Below are 13,595 nucleotides of genomic sequence, written 5' to 3'. Positions count from 1 at the left end.
TTCACTTCCTTTTTTCGTTTTGAATTTCCGCATATTTGGCCAGTTTTAAATTGACCGCTTCAAACGCTCTATCGAGCTCCCATTGCCTTTCTTGTAGCTTCTGCTTGTGCTTTTCCAATAAATCCTGTCTTTGCGGAATGGTCGAATCGCCCTGGACGGCCAACTCAACGAATTGTTCCAATTCGGCAACGGTCATGCCGGTCGTGCGAAACCATATCATCAGGTTGATCCATTCCATGTCCCTCTCTTCAAAAATTCGATTACCGTAAGGGTCGCGTTGAAGAAATGGCAGCAACCCTTTCCTTTCATAAAATCGGATGGTATGAGGAGGAATCCCCAGCCTTTCCGAAGCCTCTTTAATGGATAAACTCACCTTGAGACCTCCATTTCCGGTAAGATAATATATACCGATTTACAGGACTCCTACCAATTAGGGAGAATCTTCAATTCATTGTACACCTTAAACTTTAGTTTAAGGCAACAGCTTCTTGGAAGTGGTTGATGTGCTTTGGAACGTCAAACAACCCCCACCTTGTTATTAAGATGAGGGCCAGTATTAGTTACAATCAGGATTTAACTACGCGGCAGGTCAGCGGCAACGATGGCGACCTGCTCCACGCCATAAATCATCCAGTTCGCCATCGTTTGCCGGGACAATGAAAGATGCACCGAAGCGTTTTTGTTGCGCAAGACGGAACTGCTCCTCGTTTAAGCTTAGCAGTAAGCTCTGCAATTTGTTGCTCCTGCTTGGCGTTTTGCTGTTCCAGTTGTTTGATTGTCGTTAAGGTATCCGCTCGATTTTCCATACCGTATAGATTCAGCCGTGACTTTCTCTCTTAGCAGCCTTGGGTCGAAGCCAGAGCGGATCTCAATATGGGCTGAACCGATGTAAACCACAAGGGAAGTATGGTTGTTAAATTGGATGGGATCAGCAACTGTTAGCGGCACCCAGTGTGTAGGGGTAGTTACGACTTCGGAAGGAACTACTTTAAGTTTGCGGAGCCAATACTTCAACTGCTCTTTTGTAACATGATGAGCATCGCACCACGCTGACATTGTAAGCCCACTTTCTTTATAGTCCGCGATACGGGCTGTCCATTCTTGGCGACGCTGTTCTTTAGTGGTCATAGGGCAACCTGCGATTGGATTAGGCTGCTCTCATTCTCTCACGTAAATTTGAGTTCTTGAAGGTGTGTAGGGTTTGACGCTTACAAATTAATCAAGGAATTGAGAGTGTCAAATGTGGCCATCCGGGTTGAGAAATATCCCAATTCGCCGACCCCATACACGATACGGGTGTCACCAAGCTAATCGATCTGCAACCTGTCGCCGGTTTCCAGCGTCTTCCTGTATAGGGCTTATAGCGCTTTCAAAACCACAAAGGAGGAATGGCAGTGAGGCATACGTCTCATTCTGCTCGGGAGAAGGCCTCCCGGCAATGGACCAAGGGGAGCGTGGCTGCGGCCGTGCTTGCAGCGGCGTTGACTGCTGCGCCCATCGCCGGTGCGGCCACAGCCGGAGCCGCTCCGGCGGCAGGGGCACAAGCGTCGAACGCAATTCAAATGGGGGGGATCACTTACGAGGGTAAACCGGTCCCGCTTCCGAGTAAGCCGACCGTGCGCAACGGCATCGTCATGGTTCCCGCCCGGGCCGTATTCGAAGCCTTGGGCTGTATGGTCCGCTGGAACGGCAAGGAACAGAGCTTTAGCGTCGCCGCCCCTTCCGGGGAAGAGCTGACCTTCTACATCGGCAAGTCGAAGGTAGCGGGAAATCGGCATACGGGCCTTCTTCTAAATTCCGAGTACATCCCCTATCTACAAAATCACCTGGCCTGGATGCCGCTCGAGGCGGTCGGTTACTTCGAGTCGTTCCAAATCTCTTGGACCGGCGGTCAGTCGGCGGCGATCTCCAAGGCGGTTCCGGCTCCCGCTTACCGGGTCGTCGTCCGCTCGGCAGAAGAAGACACGTCTAAGCTGAACGATCTGAGTGCGAGCTTGGACGGTGCGCTGCAAAGCCAAACCAGCTTAACGGCCGTGCCCACGAAGGATTACGACAACTTGATTACACTCATGATCGCGGCGGGAGATCTCTCGGATCTCATGCAGCTTTATCATTCCTACCGGTTCCATGACGATCTCCTCTCCTCGGTCGCCGTCGACCTCAGCGGCTGGCTGGACGCCTACCCGGCCCTTCGGGCCTGGGTGAAGCAGAACCCGGAAGCGGCCCGTCAGACGGGAAGCGCCGTCTACGGCATTCCCATCCCGAACGATCCGCATCTGGCTCCGTTCCCCGCCCTGCGCGCCGATTGGCTGAACAAGCTGGGGCTGAAACAGCCGACCACCATGGACGAGCTGTATCAGGTGCTGCATGAATTCGTCTACTCGGACCCCGACGGCAACGGCAAGAACGATACAGTCGGCATGACCGGGCATACCGACGGAGATGGATTGGGCGACTTCGCCTGGGCGGAGCAGGCGTTCACCGGCTCTCCGGCCCGCTTCGCGATCGTAGACGGCAAGGTGGTCGACACCGCCGTCACGGAAGGCGAGACATCCGCGCTTCAATGGCTCGCCCGTGCCTATGCGGACGGGCTGATCGACCGCGAATTCGCCTTGCTGACGGCGGATCAAGCGCATGACCGCTTAGCCGCCGGGAAGACGGGCCTCGGCGCGCTGACCATTCGGGACGCCGCCACTCTGACGCTCGACACGCAGCGGCGGAACCCGAACCGCTTCGACCAGTGGGCGCCGCTCGCCTCGCTGCGGGCGAACGCCCAATCGGCCGCCGTCGCGCCTTGGAATGTGAAGGACGTCGGCATGTACATCATTTCCAAGCAAACCGACTCCGGCAAAATCAAACAGCTGCTCGCCTGGCTGGAGCAACGGATAACCGGCGCAGGCAGCGCGTCCGCAGCAGCTCTCGGTTCCGACGCGGCCGCCGCCGACCTGAACCAGGCCACCTTCGGCAGCCCCAAGCTGCTGCCGGAAACCGTCCGGTCCGAAGCCGCCTTTGCGCATGGGCTGAAGGAGGATTACCAGAGGGCCGTCGACGCCTGGAGCCAAGTCACCTATCAGGGCAAGTGGCTTGCCAACGCCGACGCTTTGTTCAGCCGCGGCACCTATGCCGAGTTGAACGGCAAGCTCGTCCAAATGAAAATCAAGGTCGTCATGGGCGCGGCTTCCCTCGAGGAGTGGCGGACCTATGTCACCAGCCTGAAGGCAAGCACCGAATATCGAGCGATGATGGACGACTTGCAGAAGCTGGCAGACTCCGAATAGATGCCGGCTTCTCGGCAAGCGCCCCTTTAACCACAACGGACCGGACTTCCCGCAGGGGAGGCCCGGTCCGTTGTGGTTCATCATTCACACTTTCGGCTACCTGTTGTTGGAAGCGTGCTGGGACCGACTGCTCCGGAAGGAGCCGAACGATCCCATGGAGCGTTATCCCCCTCGCCAGACCGGGCTCGGGTTGACAGAGGGCGCCGATCGTGACACGATGGAAGGATACGCTTCCCTCATCCCATGAATCCGCATCAGGAAAGGAGAATCGCATGGAATTCTATTATCTGCTGCGAATCGGCCTCGCCGGATTGTGCGGCCTCGTGATCGGCTACGAGCGCAAAAGCCGCATGAAGGAAGCCGGCATCCGGACTCATTTCGTCGTGGCCATCGGCGCCTCGCTGATGATGGTCATTTCCAAATACGGCTTCGGCGATATCCTGGGCGATGAACATACCTCCCTGGACCCGTCCCGCCTCGCCGCTCAAGTCGTGAGCGGGGTTGGCTTTCTCGGAGCCGGCATGATCTTCATGCAGAAGCAGACGGTCAAAGGCCTGACCACGGCAGCCGGCATGTGGGCCACCGCCGGTATCGGCATGGCCATCGGCTCTGGGCTGTATCTGACCGGACTCGGCGTCACCTTCGTCATCGTGGCGGCGCAACTGTTCTTTCACAGCCGCTTCAGCCGGCTCGCGACCGGCCCCAAGACGGAGCAGCTTACCCTGCGGATCGCCCACGCTCCCGATTTCGATTCCGCCGAACGAATCCGAGCCCTCTTTCGCGCCCAGGACATCGTTATCCTTCACTTTCATGCCGAGCGCATTGAGCCCTCCGAGCGGCTCTATGAGCTGAGCATCAAGCTTCCCGCCAACCTGGAGACGGATGATCTGCTGGTCCTGCTGGGCGATATTCCGCAGATCATCTCCCTCGACGTATCCGTTTGAACGCTTGGAGCCCAGCCGCCTCAGAGAATAAACTTCTCGATGCTGCGGTTCAGCTCCTCCGCGAGCTGCGCCAAATTGTCGCTCGACCGGGCAATCTCCTCCATGAACGCCTTCTGCTCCTCCACGGCGGCCGAGGCTTCCTCCGTCGCCGCCGCCTGTTCCTCGGCTATGGCTGCGAGGCTGCCGATGATGTGGACGACCGCCGTCTTCCTGCCGCCCAGCTCCTCGCCTGCGGCAGCCAGCGCAGCGATCCCTTGCTTCATCCGGTCGATGGATTCGGCGATCCCTTCGAACTTCTCTTGCGTCTCCTCCACACTGGCCGACTGGCCGGCCGAGGATTCGCGAAATTCCTGCATGGTGGCAACAGCGCCCGCCATCCGCTCCGACAGCTCGCGAATGATCACGCCGATGGCTTCGCTGAAGCCCGACGATTCCCGGGCCAGCTTCATCGTCTCCCCCGCCACCACGGCAAAGCCTTTGCCGTGTTCCCCCGCCCGCGCCGCTTCGATCGACGCGTTCAGCGCGAGCAGGTTGGTCTGGCGGGCGATGGTCTGAATCATACCGCTCGCTTCTTGAATGCGGGCTGCGCTTGCGCCGGCATGCTCCATCACCCCGGAGATGGCTTCCCGCGCCCGATTGCTCACCGCCGTCCTCTCGACGAGCTCCCGCAGGATGGCGAAGCCTTCCTCCTTCATCCGGTCCACCCTTGTGACCGCGTCGGTCAAGGCGGCGAGCGCCTGCTGCTCCCGGTCGATCAGGTCCCCGATCTCCTTCACCATGAGCGCGCCCTGCTCCGTATTCGCCGCCTGCTCCCCAGCGCCGACGGAGGTCTGCTCGATCATCCGGGCGATCTCTTTGCTCGCCTGCGAGGAATCCTGCAGCGTTGCGGTAAACTCCTGCGAGGAAGCCGCCATGGATTCCGAAGCTGCGGCGGCCTCCCGCAGAAGCAGCTTGACGTTGGAGGCGATGGCGGCAAAGGCGCGGGCCAACGCCCCGATCTCATCGCGGCGGCGACGGTACGCTTCCTCCGGCTCCCCGGAGAAGTCTCCCGCCGACATGCGGTGAGCCTGAGCCGTCAACCGGGCGATTGGACGGGTGATGCCGCGGGCGATGCCGAACGCGACCGCAAGGCCGAGCAGCAGAAAGACGCCGCCGGCGATCAGGAACATCCGCTTCAGGTAGACGAGCTTCTCGAAGACCTCCGCGCGGTTCATCTCGACGGCGATCGACCAGCCCTGTCCTTCGATCGGAGCATACCCCATGACCTTGGGCGTGCCGTCAAACCGGTATTCGCCGAAGCCGGTTTCCTGCCGAATCATCCGTTCCTCCAGCTTGGCGAGCGCCGCATCGCCGCCGGAAGCCGCCGCTTTTGAATCCTCTGCCTTCCCTGCCGAATCGCCGGAGTCCGATGCCGCTTCGGCCTTGCCCGCGACGGATGCCGCGGACACGCCGTCCGCCGGGGCCGACCCGCTTTTGACCAGTTGGGTCAGCACCGATTCGTCCGCATGGGCGATGGTTCTTCCCTCCGCACTCACAATAAAGGTTTTTCCTTCATTTCCGTAGGTAATGGAAGCCGCCATCCGGCTCAGCTCATAGCCGTCGCGGACCGCCTGCAGAGCGCCGACTGCCTTCCCGTCGACCAGCACCGGCACCGTATAGCTCATCCGGATCGAGTCCCCGTCCAGGTAAGGATCGGAGACGCTCGCCTGTCCCGCCATCGCCTGAACGAAGGCTTCCTGCTTGCCCGCGTCGGCCGTCTCCCCGTTATCGTACAGCGCCTTCCCATCGGCCCGGATCACCGCCATTCGCAGATGGCCGGCGCGCTTCGCCTCCCGCTCCAACAGCGGCTGCGCCTTCGCCGCCCCGCCGGCGGCTTGAACGAATGCGCGTAGGTCCTCCTGCTGCGCCAGCGCCTCCAGCGTTCCGAGCTGCCCCTCGATCTTTCCCTCGACGGTCTTCGCCGCCTCCTGTGCGTATTTGGGCATCGTGCTTTCCACATGGCTCCCGATCGCACGGCCGGCCAGCTCATAGCCGCCTCCGCCGAGCCCCACGCAGATCGCCGCAAGGAGCATTCCAATCCCCCAGGCAAGCCTTGCTTGGACTGATTTCATCTGGTCAATCCCTTCCCGCGGGGGTTGGCCGTGCCGCGTTCGCACCTTTGAATTCCCGAGGCGCCAGGTTCGGGGAATCCATTCGTGCTTCCAACTTGAGGCTGTGCCGCCGCTCCATTGTCTTTCTTCCAGAATAGTCCATTAGTCGCGATTTTTCAACAAAATATCCCATAATCCCCAGTCAAGCTCAGGCCATCGGCCCACTTTTCGACAGGCGATGGCACAGCAAAGAGCCCGGAGTGCAGGCACTCAGGGCTTTTCATCCAGTGAGCCTTATCGAGCGAAGCGCCGGGTCAGAGGGTATACCCCGCCCGGTAAGCCGTCTGCAGGTGACAGTCCCAGCGGGCCGCGCGTTCCTCTGCGTATTCGCGCGACGTGCGGTCCAGCACGATCAGGTCCTTCTCGCGAACGCGGTCGGACAAGCGGTCGTCCAGCATCACCCGCCGCATGCTGGCGAGCAGGCCGGACTCCACCAGCTTCTCCCTGGCATTCCCGGCCACGCACAGCACCAGCCCCTTGGCCAGCGGCCTCATTGTGCGGTTCTCCCCATAGGCGAAGCCGTACGTCCAGACGCGGTCGAACCAGCCGACCAGCTTGGCCGGAGCCTCGGTCCAGAAGACGGGATAGATGAACGCGACGGCGTCGCAGCGGTTGAGCTTCTCCTGCTCCCGGCGGACGTCCTCCGGTACCTCCAGGTCCATGCGGTAGTAGGCTTCCCGGAGATATTCCGCCTCGCTCATATCGGTGATGAAGTTCATTTGGTACAGATCGGACAGCTCCCACGTATGTCCGGCGTCCTCCAAGCCGCGAAGGAAGCTGTCCCGGACATGCCGGGTGAACGAATCCTCGCTCGGGTGCGCATAGACGATCATAACGTTCATGGCTTTACCTCTGTTCAAATAATAAGGGGTGTCTGTCCCCGTGTCGCTCGTTCCCCGCTGCCGTCAGCCGTTGACGATTCCGATGACGAAGCCGTCGTAGCCCTTGCTTCCCACCGTTTGAACGGCGGTCCCGGACGCGACAACCGAAGCGCCCACCGCAGGTAGTGCGGGTTGTTGGGTTTATCCGCATCGAGGAAGATGAGGTCGAACGGTGTGCGGAATAAGACGATCCGCAAGATATTCGTCCACTTCGATCCACTTCTCGATCTGTGCCATACGGGTAACCTCCCTTTCCCCTATCTTACCGGAATCGGGGAGAACCCGCATCCTTCGTGGAGCGAATGTCCAACGGCTGCCGCTTCCCCAGGCCGTAGCACCTAGGTCCAAGGACATGCTTTTTTCTGCTGGCTTCAAGAAGATTGTCTATTAAAGAGACAGAAAATTCCCGCAATTGCAAAATGGCAGGGTTTACAGTGTCGGCGAAAGGCGATATCCGTTTAATTGATCTCGGCTAAATTCCTGTATATGATTTTAAATCCAGTATTTGGGTTCTATATCCATTCTCCTTTGTTCGTGCTATAACCGAACATAGAGCATGATTCAGCCAGATTGCGAGCGCCGGCAGGATACTTTGACGAAAGGAGGACCTAAGACCGGGAGCTTGGCGAACGGCGCCTTGGGTATTCGAAGCGCATACTCTCCGGCGGGATTTGCCGCATTCAGACGAGGGGCGGACTTCCAAGCGAGACTTGCCGCATTCAGTAGACGAACTGTTCCCCGTCCCCTCTCCATCGGATTCGGTTCCGCTTCTGCGGTTCCCGCCCCTGGCATCAACTTCGGCTTGGCAGTATTGGCATCATAAATCCAAGTATTAGGAGTGGTTAAATTTGATTATTGGCCATCGAGCAAAGCGGGTTCTCCTGACCGGAGCCCATTTGGTTCTGTCTTTGACCCTTGCGGTTCCGGCCTTCGCCTCCTCCGCCGGTTCGGCCGGAGACAAGCTGGAGCTGGGCTCCCAGAAGCCTGCGCAAACCGCGCCGGATGCGAAGATCTCCGCGAAGCTGTCCAAGGAATTCGAAAGCTCGGACTACATAAGCTATCTGGTTAAAATGGCGGATCAGGTTAACACGGCCGAGGTCTCGCACCAAGCCATGCAAAAAGCGTCATTGCAAAAAGCGACTCCCTCGGCGGCCAAGCTGACCGCGCGCAACGCCGTGATCAGCTCGCTTCGGCAGTTGTCGGCCGATACCCAAGGATCGGTGGAGAAGCTGCTGGAGAAGGAAAAACAAAACGGCAACGTCAAGTCGTTCCAAAGCTTCTTCGTCGTCAATGCCTTGTCGGTTACCAGCACCAAGGAAGTCATGGAGGAGATCGCCAAGCTGCCGGAGGTCGCCAAGGTTCTTCCGGATGAAGAACGCTATCTCGACCGCGGCACCGTGACGGCTTCCTCAAGCGGAGCCGCCGTTGCCGCTCCGGAAGCGAAGCCGAATGCGGCAAGCGCCGTCGCCCAAGCCGCTCTGGCCGCGGACCCGAATGTCGAATGGAACATCGCCGCCATCGGTGCTCCCGCCGTATGGGACAAAGGCATCGACGGTACCGGCATCGTCGTGGCCAGCCTAGACAGCGGGGTCGATTACACCCACCCTTCCCTTCAGCGCAAATGGCGGGGTATCGACGCGAACGGGCAGATCGTCCATCCCGAGCTGAGCTGGTTCGATGCGCACAGCGGCTCGCCTCTGCCGGTCGACGGCGATGGGCACGGCACGCATACGATGGGCACGATGGTCGGATCGGAAGCGAACGGCACCAACAAGATCGGGGTCGCCCCCGGCGCCAAATGGATCGCCGTCCGCATCTTCAATCCGAAGACGACGGACAGCGTCATCCTGTCCGGCGCTCAGTGGATTCTCGCTCCGGTTGACGCCCAGGGCGGCCTTCATCCCGAGCTAGCTCCCGATGTGGTCAACAATTCCTGGGGCGGCGGAGCGGGGCTCGATGAATGGTTCCGCCCCACGGTTCAAGCCTGGCGCGCGGCGGGAATCTTCCCCGAGTTCTCCGCCGGGAACGTGACCTTGACCAATCCGGGCGGTCCGGGCTCGGTCGCCAATCCGGCGAACTACCCCGAATCGTTCTCGACCGGGGCGACGAACATCAACGGGCAGCTCGCCGATTTCTCGCTGCGCGGCCCTTCCCCGTACGGCGAGATTAAACCGGAGGTATCCGCTCCCGGGGTAAACATTCGCTCTTCGGTTCCGGGCGGCTACGAAGGCGGCTGGGACGGGACCTCAATGGCCGGGCCCCATACAACGGCCCTCGCCGCTTTGCTTTTGCAAGCCAATCACTCGCTCACCGTCGATCAGCTGGAGACGATTCTCATCGACACGGCCGATCCGAAGACCGACGCGCAGTACCCGGCCGTTCCGAACAACGGCTACGGCCATGGGATCATCAACGCCTTGGCCGCCGTAAACGAAGTGCTGGTCGGCAGCGGCTCCGTCTCCGGCAGGGTCGTGACGGGCGGCGATGACTTCGAGGAACCCGTCATCGATCATACTCCGGTAACGACGGCCTTCAGCGGTCTGGATATCACCGTCAGCGCGCGCGTCCGCGATGACGTCAGCGTAACCGCCGTCGAGGTTCAAGCGCGCAAGAAAGGCGATACGCTGTTCACGAGCATTCCCGCCGCCCGCGTGTCGGGCGACTACCGCGACGGCGTCTACGAGGCGGTTATCCCCGGGCAGCTCGCCGCGAAGCCCGGACTGGAATACCGCTTCCGGGTCAACGATTACGGCAACAACGGTTACGACTCTCCCCTCTATGCGGTCGAGATCAGCGACGGGGTTCAGCCGGGGTATGCCGAGGATTTCGAATCGGGCGCCTACGGCTTCACCACCGGCGGGACCGGTTCCGCCTGGCAATGGGGCAAGCCCGTCAGCGGACCGGGAGCGGCCTATTCCGGCCAGAACGTGGTCGCCACCAACCTGACCGGGACGTATGCGGCCAACTCCAACACCTACTTGCTCTCGCCTCCCATCGACCTGAGCGCAAGTCCGCGGGGAGCCCTCGTCTCCTTCAAGCAGTGGTACGAAATCGAGACCAATTATGACGAAGGCACCGTATACCTGTTGAAGGCTAACGACGAGGACCCGATCCCCCTCGCCTCGTTTACCGGAGCGAGCGGCGGATGGAAGACCCAGACCCTGGACCTGACTCCATATGCCGGTCAGCGCGTCTGGCTCGCGTTCAATTTGACGAGCGACAATTCGATCAACAAAGCCGGCTGGTACCTCGACGACTTCCGCGTGGCCGCACCGGACGATGTTCCGCCCGGAGCGCCGACGGGCCTTATGGCCGCCGCCGATTCGGTCGGTCACGTCCAGCTTCGCTGGTCCCCGCCCGCCGATGAAGACCTGAAGCAGTTCGTCGTCTATCGGGCCAAGGGAACCGCCGGGTTCGAGCCGATCACCACCACGGCAGCAACCTCGTATACGGATTCGGTTACGGCGGAGGTCTACGGCTCCCCGAGCGATGCCGTCTACACCTACAAAATCGCCGCCCAGGATTACAGCGGCAACACCGGACCGGCCTCGGAATCGGCCAGCGTTACGATCCACTTTGCCGCAGTCCTTTATTCCGACAGCTTTGACGGACCGACGGACAACGGTTGGACACATAGCGGCACCCGGGATGAATGGGAACGCGGAACGCCCAGCGGAACCGTAGGTCCCGGTGAAGCGGCTTCCCGCCCCAACGTTTGGGGAACCGATCTGGATGCCGCGTATGAGAGCAGCACCGATTCCTCGTTGTACAGCCCGGTTATCGACCTGACCGGACACGCGCACGCCTCCCTCAACTTCTCGCAGTGGTATGAGATTGAGACGCGCTATGATGCGGGTACGGTGGAAGCCTCCAAGGACGGCGGGCTCACCTGGACCGAGCTGCTCCGCTTCAGCAGCAGCACGGACGGCAAAGCCTGGGCCCCGGTCGTCTACGACCTGAGCGCCTATGCGGGCGGCCCCGTCCAATTCCGGTTCCGGCTGAAATCCGACTCCAGCGTCAACAAAGCGGGCTGGTACATCGACGACTTCCGCATCACGGAAGGAAGCGCCCCGGCCTCCACCCCATCTGCTTCCTCCGCAGAGCTGATGGACGGCAAGGTGAAGAACGAATCCTACCTGCCGCAGCTCCATCAGCGGGAAATTGCTTTGACCCGCACAGCGGACAAGGGGAGCATCGAGCTGCAAAGCATGCCGGTCGGCGCCACCGTGACCGTCCTGGAGACCGGGCGTTCCGTGAAGGCCGATCCGGCCACCGGCCGCTATTCGCTTCGGCACGCAGCCGGCACTTACACGCTGAAAGCCGAAGCTTACGGGTATCAGGCGCAGACGAAGACGGTCGAAATCACGCAAGGAGCGGAAGCCAAGGTCAACTTCAGCTTGGAAAAAATTCCTTACGGCATCCTCAGCGGGATCGTCACGGATGAGCGGACCGGCGCTCCGATCGCCGGGGCCGAGGTGAGCGTGCGGGAAGACGCGGCGGTGACGCCGGCGGTGACGGATGCGAACGGCCGCTACAGCCTGAACGTCCTGGAAGGTACGTACACGCTGTCGGTAGCGGCGAATGGCTACCACAGCTTCACGAAGACGGTGACCGTGACCGCGGCGGGCGCGGAGGTTAACCTCGCATTGAAGCCGTTCGTCGGTTACTCGGCCACGATCGCCTACGACGACGGAACGGCGGAGAACGCCCGCGCTTTCAATGCTGCGAACAACGGCTGGGCGGTCCGATTTACGCCGGAATCTACCACCGTCCAAGTGACCGGCGCCTCGCTCCGGTTCTGGACGACGGAATTCCCGTCTCCGGGAGGCACAGCCTTCCAGTATGCGGTTTATGACGCAAGCGGCGCGGGCGGAGCTCCGGGGCGTAAGCTCGCCGGCCCTTTTAACGCAACCGCGCTGCGCAACGGCGAATGGACGAACGTGTCCTTCCCGGCAGCCGTTACCGTAACAGGCGATTTCTACATCGTGTATCTTCAGCCGCAGGTCGGCACCCTCTCACCGGGCCTTGCGACGGATGAAAGCGGGCCGAACGCAGGCCGCAGCTGGCAGACGGTCAGCGGAGTCTGGACGCCGTCCCCGGCGGATGAAGGAAATTACATGATCCGCGCCTTCGTGAACTATGACGCCGGCATTCCGGTGCTCCTCCAGCCGGAAGGCGGAACGCTCACCAATCGAGCGGAGGTGACGATCCAAGGCACTTCCCCGGCGAACGGCGGCGCGATTCGACTCTACAACGGCGGCATCCTTGCCGCCAGCGCCACCGTTCAGAACGGGCGCTTCCAGGCACAAGTAAGCTTGCATGAGGGCGACAACCCGCTGACGGCCGAGGTCGTCGTGAACGGTGCCGCATCCGACCGCAGCCTGCCGCTCGTCTACACGCTCGATACGACCGCACCGGTCCTTGATGTGACCTCGCCGGCCGATCGCCTTGTTACCCGCTCCGAGGCCATCCCGGTTACGGGTACGGTGCAAGACCCTCACTTGAAGGAGGTGAGGGTGAACGGCAAAACGGTGACGCTGACGAACGGAGCCTTTACGGAGCGCCTCCTGGGCGCCGAAGGCGAGAACCGCATCACCGTCGAAGCCGTCGACCAAGCCGGCAATGTCGCGGCGGTCACCCGCACGGTCACCCTTCGCACGGCACCGCCGGTCATCGCCGGGGTTCTGCCTGCAGCCGATGTGCACATCACTCCCGGAGGCAGCGTGAAGATCGCCTTCGACAGCGAGCCGGGGCTCACCGCCTCCTTCGCCATTACGCTGCCGGCCTCTCCGGCCAGCTCGGGCATTGCGGGAACGCCGCTCGCCGAGACGTCGCCCGGCCATTATGAAGGAACCTACACGGCCCCTGCTTCCCTGCGGCTGAGCGGCGGGATTATCACCGTCACGGCCCGCGACGCGGCAGGCAATACGGCAACCGCCCAAGCAGCCGGCAAGCTGTACGTGGAGGAACCGGCTAAGCCTCCGGTCGCCGTCATCACGGCGCCGAGCTTGTACAGCGTATATTTGCCGGTAACGTTCAGCGCCGCCAAATCCAGCGCCCCGGCCGGGAAGATCGTTAAATACGAATGGAGCTTTGGAGACGGCGCGACGGCTTCAACGGTGGAAGCGAAGCATAAATATGCAAAGCGCGGGGTATACACCGTCACACTGAAGGTTACGGACAACCGCGGAATCAGCGTGCAGATTACGAAGACTATTACCATCTTCTAGACATAAGGATTAAATCTGAATAGGCCCTTTCACCCGGACAGCAGCCGGAGGGAAGGGCCTTTTCTCGGTTTGAGGCAGCGTTGAGGGAGCGTTGTTCGACCGCTTGCCGCCT

General features: G+C 60.9%; 8 protein-coding genes and 1 pseudogene. 4 read left to right on the top strand and 5 right to left on the bottom strand.

Going from position 1 to position 13,595, the window contains the following annotated elements; genetic code table 11:
- Position 1: 1 nt before the first annotated feature.
- The gene (locus ACSEXS_RS01940; RefSeq protein WP_438431500.1) at positions 2-373 is read right to left on the bottom strand and encodes a MerR family transcriptional regulator; all 372 of its coding nucleotides are present in this window, start codon (positions 371-373) and stop codon (positions 2-4) included.
- A 341-nt stretch (positions 374-714) separates the two neighbouring features.
- On the bottom strand, positions 715-1,128 hold the full coding sequence (tnpA, locus tag ACSEXS_RS01935) for an IS66 family insertion sequence element accessory protein TnpA (RefSeq protein WP_438431499.1): 414 nt from the start codon (positions 1,126-1,128) through the stop codon (positions 715-717).
- A gap of 266 nt (positions 1,129-1,394) precedes the next feature.
- Here tnpA and ACSEXS_RS01930 point away from each other — a divergent pair, with 266 nt between their 5' ends.
- The 3 genes from ACSEXS_RS01930 to ACSEXS_RS01920 all read left to right on the top strand — a co-directional run bounded on the left by ACSEXS_RS01930 (position 1,395) and on the right by ACSEXS_RS01920 (position 4,222).
- Complete coding sequence (locus ACSEXS_RS01930) at positions 1,395-3,278, top strand: stalk domain-containing protein (RefSeq protein ID WP_438431498.1); 1,884 nt, start codon at positions 1,395-1,397, stop codon at positions 3,276-3,278.
- Positions 3,279-3,348: 70 nt separating this feature from the next.
- A complete protein-coding gene (locus ACSEXS_RS01925; RefSeq protein WP_438431497.1) occupies positions 3,349-3,525 on the top strand; it encodes a hypothetical protein in 177 nt (58 codons plus the stop codon).
- Between the two features lie 25 nt (positions 3,526-3,550).
- Complete coding sequence (locus tag ACSEXS_RS01920) at positions 3,551-4,222, top strand: MgtC/SapB family protein (protein ID WP_438431496.1); 672 nt, start codon at positions 3,551-3,553, stop codon at positions 4,220-4,222.
- 20 nt (positions 4,223-4,242) lie between these two features.
- Here ACSEXS_RS01920 and ACSEXS_RS01915 read toward each other — a convergent pair whose 3' ends face one another.
- From ACSEXS_RS01915 to ACSEXS_RS01905, 3 genes and pseudogenes are all read right to left on the bottom strand, one after another.
- Positions 4,243-6,333, bottom strand: coding sequence for a methyl-accepting chemotaxis protein (locus ACSEXS_RS01915; RefSeq protein ID WP_438431495.1), 2,091 nt, complete (start codon positions 6,331-6,333; stop codon positions 4,243-4,245).
- A 293-nt stretch (positions 6,334-6,626) separates the two neighbouring features.
- Positions 6,627-7,214, bottom strand: coding sequence for an NAD(P)H-dependent oxidoreductase (locus tag ACSEXS_RS01910; protein ID WP_438431494.1), 588 nt, complete (start codon positions 7,212-7,214; stop codon positions 6,627-6,629).
- A gap of 63 nt (positions 7,215-7,277) precedes the next feature.
- Positions 7,278-7,426: pseudogene (locus ACSEXS_RS01905) on the bottom strand (methyltransferase); the annotation flags it as partial.
- A 675-nt stretch (positions 7,427-8,101) separates the two neighbouring features.
- Between ACSEXS_RS01905 and ACSEXS_RS01900 the strand changes: the two are divergent.
- Entirely contained in the window at positions 8,102-13,483 is a 5,382-nt protein-coding gene (locus ACSEXS_RS01900; RefSeq protein ID WP_438431493.1) for a S8 family serine peptidase, read from the top strand.
- Positions 13,484-13,595: the final 112 nt, after the last annotated feature.

The organism is Gorillibacterium terrae, assembly GCF_051594785.1.
Lineage (GTDB): Bacteria > Bacillota > Bacilli > Paenibacillales > NBRC-103111 > Gorillibacterium.
The sequence above is the reverse complement of the archived record's forward strand: the minus strand, read 5'-3'. Positions and strand labels throughout refer to the sequence as shown.